The organism is Streptomyces sp. NPDC050704 (assembly GCF_040654355.1).
Classification (GTDB): Bacteria; Actinomycetota; Actinomycetes; order Streptomycetales; family Streptomycetaceae; genus Streptomyces.
Map to the genome: position 1 here is coordinate 54,793 of NZ_JBFAHW010000052.1, position 16,634 is coordinate 71,426.

Sequence of the window (16,634 nt, forward strand, 5' to 3'; positions counted from 1 at the left end):
CCGGAGGGCGGGCCGGGCGGCGCATGGTGCGTGCTCTCGGCGTGCCGGGTGGAAGTCCTCGTACTGGACGTACTTGGGCTTTCGCCCGGTGCGGCGAGTGGGGGTCCCCCCGGCCGAAGGCTGGGGGAGCGTGCCAGGCGTCGCCCGGCAGGCGCCACTTCCGACACAGGCCCTAGTCGCGCTGTTCGTATGTCACGGACGCCCCCGCTGCCCCCGCAGGTGCTCCGCGATCGGTGTCAGGGACTTGTGGAGCTCTTCCAGTGACTCCGGCGGGACGAGGTCGATGAAGTGCCGCCGCACAGACGCCACATGATGAGGCGCGACCTTCTTCATCGTCTCCATGCCGTGCTCCGTGAGCACGGCGTACAGCCCGCGGCGGTCGGACTCGCAGTTCTCGCGTCGCACCAGGTCCGCGTTCTCCATGCGGGTGATCTGGTGCGACAGGCGGCTCTTGGACTGGAGGGTGGCGGACGCGAGGTCGCTCATCCGCATCCGTACGCCCTCCGACTCGGAGAGGTTCACCAGAATCTCGTAGTCGTTCATCGTCAGGCCGAACGGCTGCAGGTCCCTTTCGAGCTGGTACGTCAACAGCCTGTTGACCTCCAGGTGGGTGCGCCAGGCGCACTGCTCCGCATCGGTCAGCCAGCGCGTGGCCGTCTCGGTCTCCATGAATGAATTCTACCTAAGAAGTTGAAAGGCGAACTAGTGAGGGTGGCGTGACGGCGCGCACACGTTCGACGTCACACTCCGCAGACTACCGCTCACAGCCCGAAGCGACGCTGGAGGTCCCCCAGCTGTCCGGGAAGACGCGGTACTCCTGCCTGCTGTCCCGGGTGGCCCTGCGCCCCGCCACCCGGTACGCCCGGCTCGTGCGGAACCGCGCCCGCCGCCTGCTCGGCCATGAGTGCCTCGGTGGACTGCAGCAGTACGGTACCGGCGCCCACGAACTCGAACTGGTGCTCCTCTCCGGAGGCCCCGCCGAGGCCCGTAAGCGCACGTAGGCCGCCGATCAGGCCTGTCATGTACCCGTGGTCGTAGTGGTGGCACGGCGAGGGGCAGTCGGCCCAGCCGACCAGGGCCTGCGGGTCGACCCGGATCGGGGGTTCCATGAACACCACCGGGCCGTTCGAGGCGGCCACGAACTTGCCCGTCCCGATCAGCGTCAGGAAGCCCGGCACGATCGACTGCTTCAGCGCGAGAGTTGGCTGAAAAGCGAGGAGGTTGCCCGAGCGAATGGTTAGGTTGCCCTCCTCCAGGTCGAACGAATTCACGTCGAAGGCCCGGTCGGCGAGGAGCATCTTGCCCGAGCCGGAGGCCACCACCCAGTCGCTCGCGTGCAACGGCGAATGGAAACTCGTCCGCACCAGCCGGTCCAGTCGCCCGTGCCCGATGCCGTTGAACTCCATCGAGCCGTAGTAGGCGATCATCTTCCCCTTCTGCAGGAACCACTCGCTCCCCCGGAGCTCCACGCAGAAGGTGTACGCGTTCACGTTGTCGTCGACCGGCAGCGTCATCGGGTCGTGGATCACGGGGCCGGCGCCCGGGTAGGTGGTCACAGTTTCTCCTCCGAGGCCTGCACGTACACCGCTCCGTTGCCGCTCAGCTCCAGCTGGAAGGCCTCGCCCGAGCCGCGCCCCACCAGGTCCCGCAGACCGAGCGCGGTGGACAGCTTGTTGCGTACGTCCCCGTGGTGGGCCACATACGCCTGCGGATCGACGTGGACCGGCCGCTGCGGGCTGATCGGCACTTCGATGACCCCACCGTGCGCCATGACGGCCACGGCTCCATGACCCTTCAGGGTCGTCGTGAAAAGCCCCTGCCCCGTCACCTGCCCGCGCACCATGCCCATGACCCCGCCCTGGGAGCCCATGAACATCGTGCCCTGCTCCAGCGTCCCGTCGAAGGCGAGCAGCCGGTCCGCCTCCACGCACAGGGTGTCCCCTGTGAGGTTGATCACCTGGACGTGGTGGCCGCCGTGCCCGAACAGCACCGTGCCGGAGCCCTCGACGGTCATCAGCGGAGCCGCCTCGCCGGCCGCCCGCCGCCCGATCATCGACATGACCCCGCCCTGGCCGCCCTGCATGTTGGGGGTGAAGGACACCTCGCCCTTGTAGGCGAGCATCGCGCCGCGCTGACTGAACAGCCGCTGCCCCGGCCCCACCGTGGCCTCGACCATCTTCGAGTTGACCTCACGAAAGGGCATGTCACACATCCCCCGCGATCGAGTTGCGCTCACTGGGCTGCACGTAGACGACGCCGTCGCCCTCGAAGCGGATCTGGAAGGCCTCACCGCCACCCTCGCCCATGAACGTGCGGAACGTCACACCGGACTGGAAGGACTGCCGCAGATTGCCCTGGTGCGCGATGTACGCCCCCGGGTCGACGGTCAGCGGATACTGCGCGCTCACCCGCAGCACCACAGCGGGCCCGTCCGACATGATCGCCGCCTGACCGTGCCCCTCGATGGTCGTCGTGAACAACCCGTTGCCCTGCGAGGCGCCCCGAACGCCCGTGAAGGCCGTCCCTGTACGCAGCCCCGAGTCCGTCGCGAGCAGATTGCTCGACTCGACGAAGAGCTTGTCGCCCTGGAGCCCCACCAGATTGATCTCGCTGGCCCTGTCGGCGAACCAGCAGGTCCCGTGCCCCTTCACCTCCATCAGGGTCATCTGCTCACCGGTGATCCGGCGCGTCACCATGCCGCGGATCCCCTCACCGCCACCGCTGAGCTTCTTGAACGCCATCTGGCCGTCGTACGCCACCATCGAGCCGTTCTTCGCCTTCACGGCGTCGCCGGTCATGTCGACGGCCAGCACTTTGCTGCCTTGGAGTCGGAACATCGCCACGATGTGACGGTAGCCGTCGGGCGGGGCCGCCGACAGATCCTCCGGGATGATCCGACCCTGACCGATCCCCGAGACCCCCCGCCCGGGCGGCCACGACAGGATGCTTCAATGGGAACGCTTGTGCTCACGTTCACAAAGCGCCCACCCCGACTCCTCTCCACCGAAGGTGAATCGTGGACCTCAAGACCGCCTCCGCCCTCCGCCGACTCCGTCTGGTCTCCGCCCCCGAGGCCGTCTCGTTCCTGCTGCTGCTCGTGTCCTCGGTGCTGAAGCGGACCACGGACTTCAACGCGGTCCCGGTGATGGGCATGGTCCACGGCCTCCTCTTCATCCTGTACGTGATCTTCTGGGCCGACGCCTGGAACCGCACCAAGTGGAACCTGAAGACCTCGGCCCTCTACTTCATCCTCTCCGTGCTGCCGACCGGCGGCTTCTTCGCCGAGCGCAAGCTCAAGCGGGAGGCCGAGGACGCGGTCATCGCGTCGCGCGCCCGCAAGGAAGGCACGGTCAGCGCATGATCGTCGCCTTCTCCGTGACGCCGCTCGGTGTCGGCGAGGACGTGGGGGAGTACGTCGCCGAGGCCGTCCGGGTCGTACGCGAGTCGGGTCTGCCGAACCGCACCGACGCGATGTTCACGTCCGTCGAAGGCGACTGGGACGAGGTCATGGACGTCGTCAAGCGTGCCGTCGCCGCGGTGGAGGAGCGGGCGCCGCGCGTCTCCCTCGTCCTCAAGGCGGACATCCGCCCCGGTGTCACGGACGGACTGACCTCCAAGGTGGACACGGTGGAACGACACCTGGCCGACTGAACCCGTCGGCGTCACTTCACACAAAACCCCGGTCTACAGGACCGGGGTTTTGTCGTCCCACAAGATTGAGCAATCGCTCAAAAACCAATAACCTGAACCTCCGCAAGATTGAGCAGTCGCTCAAAAAGCCGCTGACGTGGGGGTCCGCAGTGAGCCAGACCGGGCTGTACATCGAGACGCGCATACGCGCCGGCCTCGACGACATCTGGGCACGCACCCAGGACCCCGCCCACCACCAGCGCTGGGACCTTCGCTTCACCGAGATCGACCACCTCCCGCGCGCGGAGGACGAACCGCGGCACTTCCGGTACGCGACCCGTGTCCTGCCCTTCCTGACCGTCGCCGGCACGGGCGTCAGCGCGGGCGAGCGGGAGCGCCCCGACGGAACCCGCACCTCCGCCCTCCGTTTCGCCTCCCCGAACCCGCTCTCCCTCCTCGCCGAGGGCAGCGGCTACTGGCGGTACGTGCCGGACGGCGACGGAGTCCGCTTCCTCACCGGGTACGACTACCGCCCGCGCTGGGGCCGCTTCGGCACGGCCACCGACCGCTGCCTCCTCCGCCCCCTGATGGGCTGGGCGACGGCCTGGTCCTTCGACCGCCTCCGCCTGTGGCTGGAACGGGGAATCACACCGGAACGGGCACTGCGGAACTGGCTGACCGAGCTGACCGTACGAGCGGTCGTACTCGCCACCGCCGTCGCGGGCCTCGGGGTCGATTCCGGGGGCCTCTTCGGGCCGCTCGCACCCCTCGCGGCCTTCCTGCTGCCCCTGATCTCGCTGGTCGCGCTCTCCCTGGCCCTCTTCGCGCCGCCGTCGCCCCGCACACCGGCCGCCCGCCGCTGCCTGCGCACCGCACCGGCACGCGCGCGTGCCCCACGCCTCCTCACCTCCCTGGAGCAGCCGTCATGACCTCGATCTTCCGTACCGTGATGGGCCCCGACTTCGAACGGCTGCACCCCCAGCTCCAGCGTCGCTTCTCGGTCGGCCTGGACAGCGGAGAGGCCTGCGTCGGCCGAGGCGTGATGCGGCGCGTCTGGCACGGCCGGGGCTTCGTGAAGCCGTTCCTGGCGCTCGGCGGCACCCGCAACATCCTCGTCCCCCGCGCCGGCCGCGACATCCCCTTCACCATCGAGAACGTGCCGTACGCCGACACGTACGGCCGTGAGACGGTGACCTTCGTGCGCACCTTCGACCTGCCCGGTCGCGCCCGTCGTTTCGACGCCCAGATGGTGCTGAGCCCCAAGGGGGACCGGATCCTCGACTACCTCGGCACGCACCAGCACCTCGCGAGCGACCTGCACCTGCGCGCGGAACCCGACGGCTCCCTGCTCATCCGCTCCGGCGAACACCGGTTCCGGGAGGGGCCGGTGGACGTGCGCGTCCCCGGACTCATCGGCGGTGACGCGGAAGTCCGGGAGTCGTACGACGACGCGAGCGGCCGGTTCCGCATCCAGGTCCGGGTCGTGAACCGGTACTTCGGGCCCCTCTTCGGGTACGAGGGCTCCTTCGCGGCCACCTACCACCCCGTCCACGCCCGCGGGATCCGTCCCGGTCTGCGGCCCGTGCGCGAGGAGTCCCGCGCGTGAGCCCCGACACGGCGAAGTCCCTGGAGACGAAGGCCAAGCTGCTGGACGGGGCGCTTCGTACGCTCACCGAGCAGGGGATCGCGAAGACCTCGGCCCGTACGGTCGCGGCCGCCGCCGGGGTCAATCAGGCGCTGGTCTTCTACCACTTCGGCTCGGTCGACGAACTCCTCGCGGCGGCGTGCCGGCACGGTGCCGAGCAGCGGGTCTCGCGCTACCGGGAGCGGCTCGCGCGCATCGGTAACCTGGCCGAACTCCTCACCTTCGCCCGGGAGATGCATGAGGAGGAGCGTGCCGAGGGGCACGTCGCGACGCTCGGTCAGCTGCTCGCCGGCGCCCAGACGCATCCTCGTCTCGCGCCTGCCACCGCGGCGGGGCTCGACCTCTGGATCACCGAGGTCGAGCGGGTTCTCGTCCGGGTGCTCCCGGCCACTCCGCTCGCCGAGTTCGCCGATCCGGTCGGGCTTGCCCGTGCCGTCTCCGCGTCCTTCGTGGGGATCGAGCTGTACGAAGGTGTCGACCCTGAAGGGGCTCGGCGGGCGCTCGACGCGCTGGAGCAACTGGCCGGTCTGGTCGCTGCTCTGGAGTCCCTGGGGCCCGTCGCCCAACGCGCGGTCCGCCACCACCTCCGCCGAACCCGGCGCCCGCATTAAACGCGTTTCCTTTCCCCCACCCCACCCCTTCCCGAAACTGAGGGGCTCCGCCCCCAGACCCCCGTCGGGTTGTTCGTACACCGCGGGCCGGTGGGGGCTTGTCGCGCAGTTCCCCGCGCCCCTAAAAGACAAAAGACAACGGCCAACGGTCGTGAGGCGGGGTTGGGGTCTGCAGCGCAGGCCCCACTCACCCGCACTCGGCTCTCCGGCGTGAGGGGTCGTGTCGGGGTGTCCGATCGCCGCGGCAACGTGCCTGAGGCTGGATATCCCAGAGCGGCGATCGGATATCCCGTCGCGGCACCGACCCCACCACCCACCAACCCAGGGGCGCGGGGAACTGCGCGACCAGCCCCCACCGAACCCGCACCAGAACAACCACCCAACCGCCGGAGGCAACCCACCTGGACCCCCTCAGTTCGACATGTCGTCCAAAAGCCACTTTTGTTTGGGTATCGGCACGTTCGACAATCTGGAGGGCGCTGTGCGGCCGGAGGGCTACGACTACCACACCCACAGCCGACTTGCCGGACCGCTCACGGAGCCGTCCGGCACGGCGTACCGGGTGCAGTACACCAAGCTCCTCTCACGAGAGCCGCACCGAATACGAGCCGTCCTCCTGATGACACTCGCCCCGCTGCTCACCGGTCTCCTCCTCGTCTACCTGGTGTGGCCCACCCACTGGGTGGCCAGAGAAGGCGGCGCCCGCTGGCTCGTCGGCCTCGACATCACGATGCTGATAGCCATCGGCCTGATCGAGCTGTTCATGGTCGTCAACGTGGTCTCGATCGCGCACGCGACCATGGTGGCCAGAGACCCGATCCCCGTCGTCCCCGAGGACGGCACCCGAGTCGCCTTCCTCACCACATACGTCCCGGGCAAGGAACCCCTCGCCATGGTCCGCGCCACCCTGGAGGGCGCGACCCGCGTCGCCCACACCGGCCCACGGAGCGTCGTCGACGTATGGCTCCTCGACGAGGGCGACGACGAGCAGGCCAAGGCGCTGTGCGCGGAGCTCGGCGTACGGCACTTCACCCGCCACGGCGTCCCCGAGTGGAACCGCGACAAGGGCGTCCACAAGGCCCGTACGAAACACGGCAACTACAACGCGTGGATCGCGATGCACGGCGCCGAGTACGAGTACTTCGCCTCCGTGGACACCGACCACGTCCCGCTCCCCGACTTCCTGGAACGCATGATGGGCTTCTTCCGCGACCCGGACGTCGCCTTCGTGGTCGGCCCCCAGGTGTACGGCAACTACACCACCCCCGTCACCAAGGCCGCCGAGTCCCAGCAGTTCCTCTTCCACGCCCTGATCCAGCGCGCCGGCAACCGCTACCGCGCCCCCATGTTCGTCGGCACCAACAACGTCGTACGCATCGCCGCAGTGAAGCAGATCGGCGGCCTCTACGACTCCATCACCGAGGACATGGCCACCGGCTTCGAGCTGCACCGGCACAGGAATCCGAGAACCGGTCATCACTGGCAGTCCGTCTACACCCCGGACGTGCTGGCCGTCGGCGAGGGCCCCGCCTCCTGGACCGACTTCTTCACCCAGCAGATGCGCTGGTCGCGCGGCACGTACGAGACGCTGATCAAGCAGTACTGGAAGGCACCGTTCACGATGCCGCCCGGCCGGCTCTTCTCGTACACGCTGATGCTCGTCTACTACCCGATGACGGCCGTCAACTGGCTGCTTGGCATCCTGAGCTGCTTCCTGTTCCTCTGGTTCGGGGCCTCCGGCACCCAGGTCGCCGCCTCCGTCTGGCTGATGCTCTACAGCGACGCCGCCGCCCTCCAGGTCGGCCTCTACCTCTGGAACCGGCGGCACAACGTCTCCCCGCACGAACCCGAGGGCTCGGGCGGCCTCGCCGGCATGGCGATGTCGGCCCTCTCGGCGCCGATCTACCTCAAGTCCCTGGGCGCGGCCGTGATCCGCCGCCCCTGCCGCTTCGTCGTCACTCCCAAGGGCGGCGACACCAGCCCGGACCGGCTGCTGACCTTCCGTATCCACCTCTTCTGGGCAGCGGTCCTGACGGCGTCGCTGGTCGCATCGTTCGTGCTCGACCACACCCACGCGGCCATGCGCACCTGGGCCGTCCTCGCCCTGGCCATCTCCCTTGCCCCGGTCGGGGTGTGGCTGGGCACCCGTGTCCGGGAACGCGGAGCGGTCCGGCAGCCGGTCGCCCCGGCCGCCGCCGTCCGGATCACGGAAGGCGAACCGGCCCCCGCGCTCGCGGGCAGTACGAGCGGCACGATCTCCAGCAGCACGACAGGAGGTAACTAGTCCATGGCGTACCGGCCCTCGAAGAAGTTCCCGGGGACACTCTCGAAGAAGACCAAGAAGACGTTGCTCGGCATCGGCGGCATCGCGGTGCTCGCCGGACTCAACGCCCCGGCCGTGCTCGGCTTCGCCTCGGAGAAGTACCACGCGTACAAGATCGCCCAGCCCGGCTACCAGGCGAAGTACGGCTCCTGGAAGCAGCTCGACATCCCGGAGGACTACCGCACCAACGCCATCCACGCGGCCCTGCTGCACACCGGCAAGGTGCTGATCGTCGCGGGCTCCGGCAACGAGCAGAAGAAGTTCGACGAGGGCTCCTTCGACACCGTCCTGTGGGACCCGAGGACCGACACCTTCAAGAAGATCCCCACCCCGGACGACTTCTTCTGCGCCGGTCACGCCCAACTCCCCAGCGGCAGAATGCTGGTGGCCGGCGGCACCGCCCGCTACGAGCTGCTCGACGGCGAGGTCGAGCGGGCCGGCGGCGGCATGCGGGTGAAGAACGAGAACCCGGACAAGCCGATCGTGCTCAAGAAGGGCACCCGTTTCCGCTCGCCGTCCGGAGTCGAGTACGTCAGCAGGTTCGACGTCACCGTCCCCAAGGCCAAGCGCACCCAGGAGATCACGTACAACAGGGCCGGCGTGATGCAGCCCTGGAAGACGAAGGTCGCCGCGAGCGAGGCCCGGGTCTTCGTCGAGGCCACCAGGAAGGGCCCGCCGGCGGTCACGGACAAGCAGGCCCAGTACGAGATCCTCGGCCTGAAGGGCAAGGACGCGGACAACACGTACGGCCTCTCCGAGAAGATCACCATGGAAAAGCAGGACTTCCAGGGGATCAGGGCCGCCTACGAGTTCGACCCGACGGCGGAGAAGTACCTCCCCGTCGACCCGATGGACAAGGCCCGCTGGTACCCGACGCTCGTCGGCCTGGAGGACGGGCGGGTGCTGGCGGTCTCCGGGCTCGACGACGTCGGCGTGATCGACCCCGGTGACAACGAGATCTACGACCCGAAGACCAGGAAGTGGACGCCGGGCCCCAAGCACTACTTCCCGACCTACCCCGCCCTCTTCCTCACCAAGGGCGGCAAGCTCTTCTACCCCGCCTCGAACGCCGGTTACGGGCCCGCCGAACTCGGCCGCGAACCCGGCCTGTGGGACCTGAAGAGCAACACGTTCGAGAAGGTGCCCGGTCTGACGGACCAGGACGCGACGGAGACCTCCGCCTCCCTGCTGCTGCCCCCTGCGCAGGACCAGAAGGTGATGATCCTGGGCGGCGGAGGCGTCGGCGAGTCCAAGAAGGCGACCTCGCGCACGGCCGTCATCGACCTCAAGAAGGACAACCCCGTCTTCGAGGACGGACCCGACCTGCCCCAGGGCACTCGCTATCTGAACAGCGTGATCATGCCGGACGACTCGGTGTTCACGTCCAACGGCGCCTCGGACTACCGCGGGCGCAGCGCCAGCAACATCCTCAAGGCGCAGTTCTACGACCCCCGGTCCAACTCCTTCCGCACGGCCGCCTCGCCCAAGGTCGGCCGCAACTACCACTCGGAGGCGCTGCTCCTGCCCGACGGCCGGGTCGCCACCTTCGGCTCCGACCCGCTCTTCGACGACCAGCAGAACACCAAGCTGGGCCACTTCGAGCAGCGTATGGAGATCTTCACCCCGCCCGCCCTGCACAAGAACGCCGAGAACCGCCCGGTGCTCGGCGACGGCCCGCAGGAGGTCGACGGCGAGGGCCGCGCGACCTTCGCCACCCGCCACCCGGACCGGGTGCGGAACGCCCGGCTGATGCGCCCCAGCGCGGTCACCCACACCACGGATGTCGAGCAGCGGTCCATCGCGCTCGGGATCACGAAGACGAAGGACTCGGTGACCGTGGCCGTACCGAAGGACCGGACGCTGGTGCCGCCCGGCTGGTACATGCTGTTCGTGACGGACGGGCAGGGGACGCCGTCGGAGGCGAAGTGGATTCAGGTCAGGTGACGCGACGTACCAAGTCGTGCTCTACGCCTTGGAGTTGCGGGCCAGCCCCAACGCGTAGTCCGCCCACCACTGCCCCGCCGCCGGGCCCCCGCGGCACTGCCCGTCCGACTCGCCGGGCCGCTTGATCCACAGGTACGCGTCCACGAGCGGATCGCCGGTGTCGGTGGTCGGCGGGGTGCCCAGGGCCCGGCCCGGCGGGTTGCACCAGGCCTGGGCGCGGTCGCCGCCCAGCGGGCCGTTGCCGTTGCGGCTGGTGTCCACGACGAAGTGCTTGCCGCCGAGCTCCCGCGAGAGCCGGCGGCCGTACGCCTTGGTGGTCTCGTCCGGCTGGAAGTTGGCGACGTTCAGGGCGAAACCGTCGGCGTTCGCGACACCGGCGCGCCTGAGCGGTTCGACGAGCTTCCACGGTTCCTGGATCCAGGCCGGGTTGCCCGCGTCCAGGTACACCTCGGTACGGGGCTGCTCCTTGAGCCGGACGATCGCCTCGGAGAGCAACTGCTCGCGCTCGGCGTGGTACTCGGCGGGCGTGCAGCCGTCCACGACGTGCGCGACCGCGTCGGGCTCCAGGACCACCAGGGCCCTGCTGTCCCCGATGGCCTGCGCGAACCTCCCGATCCACCGCCGGTAGGCGTCCGCGTCGTACGCCCCGCCCGCCGAGTGCTGACCGCAGTCGCGGTGCGGGATGTCGTACGCGACGAACACGGCCGTGCGCCCCTCCCGGGCCGCCGCCGCGGTCGCCGCCCTGATCGACGGCTCGGGGTTGTCGGCCGGAGGCCACAGCGCCGCGGGCCGGTCCGCGATGCGCTTCAGCAGCCGGGCGTCGCGCCCACGGCCCTGCCGCTCCCACAGCTCGGCCTGCTGGGCGGCGGGGCTCCCCGGATCGACCCAGAACGGCGAACCGGCGGCCGGGCTCACCTGCCCGGACCTCTCACGGGCGGCGGCGGTGCTGTCGACGTCGGACTCGGACGCGGACTCGGACGAACAGCCCGCCACGAGTCCGAGCACGGCGAGTGCCGCGAAAGTACGGGTACGGGTCGGCCGGGACATCCTGCCCCCTTGGGCGAAGGTGACGGTCAGTGACGATGTCCGGCCATCGTTACATAACGGACTTAACCGGCAAGGGCGCGACACCGTGAACAGCCATGCGGGGGCCGTTGGAGAGCCTCTGGGTGGCACCCGGACGGCCTGCCGGGTCGTCAGCCGCCGCCCGACGCCAACGCGATGCCCAGCGGCGTCCGCTCGTACAGCACCTGGTGCCCGTACCGGCGGGAGAGGAGTAGACCCGCGTCGCGCAGCGCCGACAGGTGCGCGGACACGGACGACGGTGCGAGGCCGAGGCGGAAGGCGAGGGCCGTCGTGGTGGCGGGTTCGTCGAGCGCGGTGAGCACGGTGGCCCGGCCGCGCCCCAGGATCCGTACGAGGGCTTCGGGCGTACGGTCGGAGGGCTCGGCCCACAGGCCGCCGATGCCCCGCGCCGGATAGACCAGCGTCGGCTGCCACGGCGGGTCGAAGCCGCTCACCACGTCCGGCCAGGAGAAGACGCTCGGCATCAACACCAGTCCCTGGCCGCCGAGTTCGCGGACGTGCTCGCCCTTCCAGTCGACCGTGAGCGTCCCCGCGTGCCAGGCGAACCGCGGGTCGAGCTCGGGCAGCAGCCCGCCGAGGCCCACCTCGGCGAGGCGGCGCGAGTGGAAGGCGACGTCGGCCTCCAGCAGGGCGCGCAGCCGTGGCCAGTCCGGTTCGACCAGGGTGTGCCAGGCCGCCTCAAGGAGGTCGGCCAGCTCCCGGACCGTACGGGCCGGATCCGCCAGGAGGGCGCGGCCGCGCGGCGATCCGGCGGCGCCGGGGGTGTCCGCGAGCGCCCGCGCCACGTCCTCGCCCGCCGCCTCCGGCTCCGCCGCGCGCACCCCCGCGATCTCCTCCTCGAAGGTGGCCGCCGGGCCGAGCGGCGGCGGGCCCAGCCAGTCCGGCGTGTGCCCCCGCTGCGGCATGAGCAGCCACAGCGGTGTGAGGTCAAGACCGGCGGACGCCGCGCCGATCCGGTGCAGCCAGCGCGGGTGATAACCGTGTCGTTCGGTCCGGTTGAGGGTGCGTACCGCCTCCTGTGTCTCCCACAGGGGCGAGATCGCGAAGCGGCAGCGGAGGAGGTCGTCCTCGCCGAAGCGCATACGGAACGGCATGGGTGGCCCGGCCTCCTGCCACGGCGAAGATTCGGCTGACACCGAAACTCTAGAGAGTGTCGCCAGCACCCGTGCAGGCTGCCGCCCATGCCGAAAGACAAGAAGGGCACAACGACGCTGCCCCAAGCCCAAGCCCAAGCCCAAGCCCAAGCCCAAGGCGAAGCCGCGGTCGAGGCCGAAGCGGCGCCGGAAACCACCGGTTACCGACCCGTCTTCGCCGTCAGGGAGTTCCGTGCTGTCTTCCTCGCGCACGCCCTGTCCCTGCTCGGCGTCGTCGTCAGTGAGATCGCGCTGACCGTGCTCGTGTACGAGCTGACGAGGTCGCCGCTGCTCAGCGCCCTCGCGTTCGCGCTGGGCTTCCTGCCCTACCTGGTCGGTGGCACCCTGCTGTCCGGGATCGCGGACCGGTTCCCCGCCCGGCGGGTGCTCGTCGTGTGCGACCTGGTGTGTGCCGGGTGCGCGGCGCTGATGGTGCTGCCGTCGACGCCGGTCGCCGCGCTGCTGGCGCTGCGCTGCGTCATCGCGGCCGTGGCGCCGGTGTTCAACGGGACCCGGATGGCCACGCTGACCGAGATCCTCGGGGACGGCGACCTGTTCGTGCTCGGGCGCTCACTGCTGCGGATCGTCTCGCAGAGCGCCGTACTCGTCGGGTTCGGGCTCGGCGGCGTCCTGCTCACCATCGTGACGCCGCGCGGGGCGCTGGCCGTCACGCTCGGCACCTTCCTCGCCTCGGCGCTGCTCCTGCGGTTCGGAACCCGGCGCAGGCCCGCGAGGGCCGGCGGCGGATCGCTCGTGCGGTACTCGCTCGCCGGCACCCGCGAGGTCCTCGGCGACCGCCGGGTCCGGGCGCTGCTGCTGCTCCTGTGGGCGCCGCCGATGTTCGTCGTCGCACCCGAGGCGCTGGCCGCCGCGTACGCCGACGAGATCGGGATCGGCGCGGCCTGGGTCGGGCTGCTGATGTGCGCGATGCCGGTCGGCACCATCGCGGGGGAGCTGTACGCCGGTGCCGCCCTGTCGCCCGCGACCCGCTCCCGCATCGTGCTGCCCCTCGCCGCCGGCGGCCTGCTGCCGCTCCTCGTCTACCCGTTCCACCCGGGCCTCGGCTGGATCCTGCTCGCACTGCTCCTCGCCGGGTCGACGGGCGCGTACACCCTCGGCCTCGACCGCTGGTTCGTGGACGCGGTGCCCGAGGAACTGCGCGGGCGGGCCATGACCGTGCACACCGCCGGACTGATGACGATCCAGGGGGTGGGCATGGCGCTCGCCGGGGTCGCCGCCGAGTTCTGGGCGGTGAGCACGGTCGTGGGCGGGGTCGGCGTGCTCGGCACCGTCTGCTGCGTACTCCTGGTACTGGAGGTGCGGCGTACCGAAGGGGCCGGGGCCGGGCGGACGAAGGGCCCGGGTATCGATACGCGAGACGGGGCTGACCACGATATGACCGGCCGGTAGGGTCTTTGCCGTGCCGAAGCCGCTCAGTCTTGCCTTCGATCCGATCGCCCGCGCCGACGAACTCTGGAAGCGGCGCTGGGGGTCCATGCCGTCCATGGCCGCCATCACCTCGATCATGCGCGCCCACCAGATCCTCCTCGCCGAGGTCGACGCGGTCGTCAAGCCGTACGGGCTGACCTTCGCGCGCTATGAGGCTCTGGTGCTGCTCACCTTCTCCAAGTCCGGCGAGCTGCCGATGTCGAAGATCGGCGAGCGGCTCATGGTGCACCCGACGTCCGTGACGAACACCGTGGACCGGCTCGTACGGTCCGGGCTCGTCGACAAACGCCCCAACCCCAACGACGGACGCGGCACCCTCGCCTCCATCACCGACAAGGGCCGCGAGGTCTGCGACGCCGCCACCCGCGACCTGATGGCGATGGACTTCGGGCTCGGGGTGTACGGCGCGGAGGAGTGCCTGGAGATCTTCGCGATGCTCCGGCCGCTGAGAGTGGCGGCGCACGACTTCGACGAGGAGTAGAGCCGCCCGGGCGCCCCCGGGGGCGCCCGAAGATCGCCCCAAACCGGCGGTTACGCTCGTAGCCATGAAAAAGAGCGTGCTGACCCGCTACCGCGTCATGGCCTACGTCACCGGTGTACTGCTGGTCCTGCTGGTCCTCGGGATGATCGGCAAGTACGTGCTCGACCTGGACGGCGCCGCGGACTTCACGCGTGTCGTCAGTGTCGCGCACGGATGGCTGTACGTCGTCTACCTGGTCTTCGCCTTCGATATGGGCTCCAAGGCCAAGTGGCCGATCCCCAAGCTGCTGTGGGTGCTGCTCGCGGGCACCGTCCCCACCGCCGCCTTCTTCGTGGAGCGCAGGGTCAGCCGCGAGCTGGAGCCCAAGCTCGCGGACGACACGGCCGCGGTGGCCAAGGCCTGACGGCTCAAGCCGTACATCTCTGGCGCCACTTTTTTGGTACCACTACCGCCACAGGCGTGGTCTGTGGCGGACTGCCATCGACATTTACTAGGACGTCCTAGTAAATTCGAAGGTATGGACGCTGACGCCATCGACGAGGGCCGCCAACGCTGGCAGGCCCGCTACGACGCCTCACGCAAGCGTGAGGCCGACTTCACCACGCTCTCGGGTGATCCCGTGGAGCCGGTGTACGGACCGCGGCCCGGAGACACGTACGACGGGTTCGAGCGGATCGGCTGGCCCGGGGAGTACCCGTACACACGGGGGCTCTACGCGACCGGCTACCGAGGGCGGACGTGGACCATCCGGCAGTTCGCCGGATTCGGGAACGCCGAGCAGACCAACGAGCGCTACAAGTCGATCCTCGGCAACGGCGGGGGCGGGCTCTCCGTGGCCTTCGACATGCCCACGCTGATGGGGCGCGACTCCGACGATCCGCGCGCGCTCGGCGAGGTCGGGCACTGCGGGGTCGCCATCGACTCCGCGGCCGACATGGAGGTCCTGTTCAAGGACATCCCGCTGGGCGACGTGACGACGTCCATGACGATCTCGGGGCCCGCGGTCCCGGTGTTCTGCATGTACATCGTCGCGGCCGAGCGGCAGGGCATCGACCCGGGCGTGCTGAACGGCACGCTCCAGACCGACATCTTCAAGGAGTACATCGCGCAGAAGGAGTGGCTCTTCCAGCCCGAGCCGCACCTTCGCCTCATCGGCGACCTGATGGAGCACTGCGCGACGAAGATCCCCGCGTACAAGCCGCTGTCCGTCTCCGGCTACCACATCCGCGAGGCCGGTTCGACGGCCGCGCAGGAGCTGGCGTACACCCTCGCCGACGGGTTCGGGTACGTGGAGCTGGGGCTTTCGCGCGGCATGGACGTGGACGTGTTCGCGCCGGGCTTGAGTTTCTTCTTCGACGCGCACGTCGACTTCTTCGAGGAGATCGCCAAGTTCCGGGCGGCGCGCAGGATCTGGGCGCGCTGGATGCGGGACGTGTACGGGGCGAAGACCGAGAAGGCGCAGTGGCTGCGCTTCCACACGCAGACGGCGGGTGTCTCGCTGACGGCCCAGCAGCCGTACAACAACGTCGTCCGTACGGCCGTGGAGGCGCTGGCCGCGGTCCTCGGCGGGACCAACTCCCTGCACACCAACGCCCTCGACGAGACCCTCGCGCTCCCCTCCGAGCAGGCCGCGGAGATCGCCCTGCGGACTCAGCAGGTACTCATGGAGGAGACGGGCATCGCCAACGTGGCCGACCCGCTGGGGGGTTCCTGGTACGTCGAGCAGCTGACGGACCGGATCGAGGCGGACGCGGAACGGATCTTCGAGCAGATCAGGGAGCGGGGGCTGCGGGCGCATCCGGACGGACAGCACCCCATCGGGCCGATCACCTCCGGCATCCTGCGCGGCATCGAGGACGGCTGGTTCACCGGCGAGATCGCCGAGTCCGCCTTCCAGTACCAGCGGTCCGTGGAGAAGGGGGACAAGCGGGTGGTGGGCGTGAACGTCCACCACGGCTCTGTCACCGGGGACCTGGAGATCCTGCGGGTCAGTCATGAGGTGGAGCGGGATCAGGTGCGTGAGCTGGGTTCGCGCCGGGTGGGGCGTGACGATGTGCGGGTGCGGGCCTCGTTGGACGCCATGCTCGCTGCCGCGCGGGACGGCTCGAACATGATCGAGCCGATGCTGGCGGCGGTGCGGGCCGAGGCCACGCTGGGGGAGATCTGCGATGTGCTGCGGGACGAGTGGGGGGTGTATACGGAGCCGGCGGGGTTCTGAGGCGCCTCGTCCTCAAACGCCGGACGGGCTGAAAATCAGCCCCTCCGGCGTTTGAGGAGCGGGGTCTGGGGCGGAGCCCCAGAGGATGGGACGGGTAGGGGCGGCGGGGGCGAG

The 16,634-nt window shown here is 69.7% G+C and carries 17 protein-coding genes; 11 read left to right on the top strand and 6 right to left on the bottom strand.

What is annotated here, in order from left to right; genetic code table 11:
• Positions 1–192: 192 nt before the first annotated feature.
• The 4 genes from AB0I18_RS28280 to AB0I18_RS28295 form a co-directional block, all read right to left on the bottom strand.
• Entirely contained in the window at positions 193–669 is a 477-nt protein-coding gene (locus AB0I18_RS28280) for a MarR family transcriptional regulator (protein WP_363108410.1), read from the bottom strand.
• Between the two features lie 92 nt (positions 670–761).
• Entirely contained in the window at positions 762–1,556 is a 795-nt protein-coding gene (locus AB0I18_RS28285) for an AIM24 family protein (protein ID WP_363108411.1), read from the bottom strand.
• A complete protein-coding gene (locus tag AB0I18_RS28290; protein WP_363108412.1) occupies positions 1,553–2,203 on the bottom strand; it encodes an AIM24 family protein in 651 nt (216 codons plus the stop codon). Before AB0I18_RS28290 ends, AB0I18_RS28285 begins: the two co-directional genes overlap by 4 nt.
• A gap of 1 nt (position 2,204) precedes the next feature.
• Positions 2,205–2,837: an AIM24 family protein gene (locus AB0I18_RS28295; protein WP_363108426.1), complete on the bottom strand. Its 633-nt coding sequence runs from the start codon at positions 2,835–2,837 to the stop codon at positions 2,205–2,207.
• A 179-nt stretch (positions 2,838–3,016) separates the two neighbouring features.
• On the opposite strand from AB0I18_RS28295, the gene AB0I18_RS28300 reads away from it, so the two are divergent.
• The 7 genes from AB0I18_RS28300 to AB0I18_RS28330 all read left to right on the top strand — a co-directional run bounded on the left by AB0I18_RS28300 (position 3,017) and on the right by AB0I18_RS28330 (position 10,153).
• On the top strand, positions 3,017–3,361 hold the full coding sequence (locus tag AB0I18_RS28300; RefSeq protein ID WP_363108413.1) for a DUF3817 domain-containing protein: 345 nt from the start codon (positions 3,017–3,019) through the stop codon (positions 3,359–3,361).
• Positions 3,358–3,651, top strand: a complete 294-nt coding sequence (locus AB0I18_RS28305; protein ID WP_363108414.1) for an MTH1187 family thiamine-binding protein — start codon at positions 3,358–3,360, stop codon at positions 3,649–3,651. Before AB0I18_RS28300 ends, AB0I18_RS28305 begins: the two co-directional genes overlap by 4 nt.
• A 149-nt stretch (positions 3,652–3,800) precedes the next feature.
• Positions 3,801–4,559 (top strand): hypothetical protein, encoded by a 759-nt coding sequence (locus AB0I18_RS28310; RefSeq protein WP_363108415.1) that lies wholly within the window; start codon positions 3,801–3,803, stop codon positions 4,557–4,559.
• Positions 4,556–5,236 carry a DUF4166 domain-containing protein gene (locus AB0I18_RS28315; RefSeq protein WP_363108416.1) on the top strand — a complete coding sequence of 227 codons (681 nt, stop codon included), beginning with the start codon at positions 4,556–4,558 and terminating at the stop codon, positions 5,234–5,236. Before AB0I18_RS28310 ends, AB0I18_RS28315 begins: the two co-directional genes overlap by 4 nt.
• Positions 5,233–5,886 (top strand): TetR/AcrR family transcriptional regulator, encoded by a 654-nt coding sequence (locus tag AB0I18_RS28320; protein WP_363108417.1) that lies wholly within the window; start codon positions 5,233–5,235, stop codon positions 5,884–5,886. The genes AB0I18_RS28315 and AB0I18_RS28320 overlap by 4 nt, the downstream gene beginning before the upstream one ends.
• A 481-nt stretch (positions 5,887–6,367) precedes the next feature.
• Complete coding sequence (locus AB0I18_RS28325) at positions 6,368–8,170, top strand: cellulose synthase catalytic subunit (protein ID WP_363108427.1); 1,803 nt, start codon at positions 6,368–6,370, stop codon at positions 8,168–8,170.
• A 3-nt stretch (positions 8,171–8,173) separates the two neighbouring features.
• The gene (locus AB0I18_RS28330; RefSeq protein ID WP_363108418.1) at positions 8,174–10,153 is read left to right on the top strand and encodes a kelch motif-containing protein; all 1,980 of its coding nucleotides are present in this window, start codon (positions 8,174–8,176) and stop codon (positions 10,151–10,153) included.
• A gap of 21 nt (positions 10,154–10,174) precedes the next feature.
• On the opposite strand, the gene AB0I18_RS28335 is transcribed toward AB0I18_RS28330, so the two are convergent.
• Both AB0I18_RS28335 and AB0I18_RS28340 read right to left on the bottom strand, forming a co-directional pair.
• Positions 10,175–11,200, bottom strand: a complete 1,026-nt coding sequence (locus tag AB0I18_RS28335) for a glycoside hydrolase family 6 protein (RefSeq protein WP_363108419.1) — start codon at positions 11,198–11,200, stop codon at positions 10,175–10,177.
• Positions 11,201–11,349: 149 nt separating this feature from the next.
• Complete coding sequence (locus AB0I18_RS28340; protein WP_363108420.1) at positions 11,350–12,333, bottom strand: DUF5937 family protein; 984 nt, start codon at positions 12,331–12,333, stop codon at positions 11,350–11,352.
• 87 nt (positions 12,334–12,420) lie between these two features.
• Between AB0I18_RS28340 and AB0I18_RS28345 the strand changes: the two genes are divergently transcribed.
• The 4 genes from AB0I18_RS28345 (at position 12,421) to AB0I18_RS28360 (ending at position 16,520) form a co-directional block, all read left to right on the top strand.
• Positions 12,421–13,782, top strand: coding sequence for an MFS transporter (locus tag AB0I18_RS28345; RefSeq protein WP_363108421.1), 1,362 nt, complete (start codon positions 12,421–12,423; stop codon positions 13,780–13,782).
• A gap of 10 nt (positions 13,783–13,792) precedes the next feature.
• Positions 13,793–14,302: a MarR family transcriptional regulator gene (locus tag AB0I18_RS28350; RefSeq protein WP_363108422.1), complete on the top strand. Its 510-nt coding sequence runs from the start codon at positions 13,793–13,795 to the stop codon at positions 14,300–14,302.
• Positions 14,303–14,366: 64 nt separating this feature from the next.
• Positions 14,367–14,705 carry a DUF3817 domain-containing protein gene (locus tag AB0I18_RS28355; RefSeq protein ID WP_363108423.1) on the top strand — a complete coding sequence of 113 codons (339 nt, stop codon included), beginning with the start codon at positions 14,367–14,369 and terminating at the stop codon, positions 14,703–14,705.
• Between the two features lie 114 nt (positions 14,706–14,819).
• A complete protein-coding gene (locus tag AB0I18_RS28360; protein WP_363108424.1) occupies positions 14,820–16,520 on the top strand; it encodes a methylmalonyl-CoA mutase family protein in 1,701 nt (566 codons plus the stop codon).
• The last annotated feature ends 114 nt before the right edge of the window (positions 16,521–16,634 follow it).

Excerpts from the sequence above, each read along its gene's own strand:
- AB0I18_RS28340 (WP_363108420.1), bottom strand. The coding sequence starts at position 12,333 with ATGCCGTTCCGTATGCGCTTCGGCGAGGACGACCTCCTCCGCTGCCGC.
- AB0I18_RS28315 (WP_363108416.1), top strand. The coding sequence starts at position 4,556 with ATGACCTCGATCTTCCGTACCGTGATGGGCCCCGACTTCGAACGGCTG.
- AB0I18_RS28355 (WP_363108423.1), top strand. The coding sequence starts at position 14,367 with ATGAAAAAGAGCGTGCTGACCCGCTACCGCGTCATGGCCTACGTCACC.
- AB0I18_RS28280 (WP_363108410.1), bottom strand. The coding sequence starts at position 669 with ATGGAGACCGAGACGGCCACGCGCTGGCTGACCGATGCGGAGCAGTGC.
- AB0I18_RS28330 (WP_363108418.1), top strand. The coding sequence starts at position 8,174 with ATGGCGTACCGGCCCTCGAAGAAGTTCCCGGGGACACTCTCGAAGAAG.
- AB0I18_RS28345 (WP_363108421.1), top strand. The coding sequence starts at position 12,421 with ATGCCGAAAGACAAGAAGGGCACAACGACGCTGCCCCAAGCCCAAGCC.
- AB0I18_RS28295 (WP_363108426.1), bottom strand. The coding sequence starts at position 2,837 with ATGTTCCGACTCCAAGGCAGCAAAGTGCTGGCCGTCGACATGACCGGC.
- AB0I18_RS28290 (WP_363108412.1), bottom strand. The coding sequence starts at position 2,203 with ATGCCCTTTCGTGAGGTCAACTCGAAGATGGTCGAGGCCACGGTGGGG.
- AB0I18_RS28305 (WP_363108414.1), top strand. The coding sequence starts at position 3,358 with ATGATCGTCGCCTTCTCCGTGACGCCGCTCGGTGTCGGCGAGGACGTG.
- AB0I18_RS28335 (WP_363108419.1), bottom strand. The coding sequence starts at position 11,200 with ATGTCCCGGCCGACCCGTACCCGTACTTTCGCGGCACTCGCCGTGCTC.
- AB0I18_RS28360 (WP_363108424.1), top strand. The coding sequence starts at position 14,820 with ATGGACGCTGACGCCATCGACGAGGGCCGCCAACGCTGGCAGGCCCGC.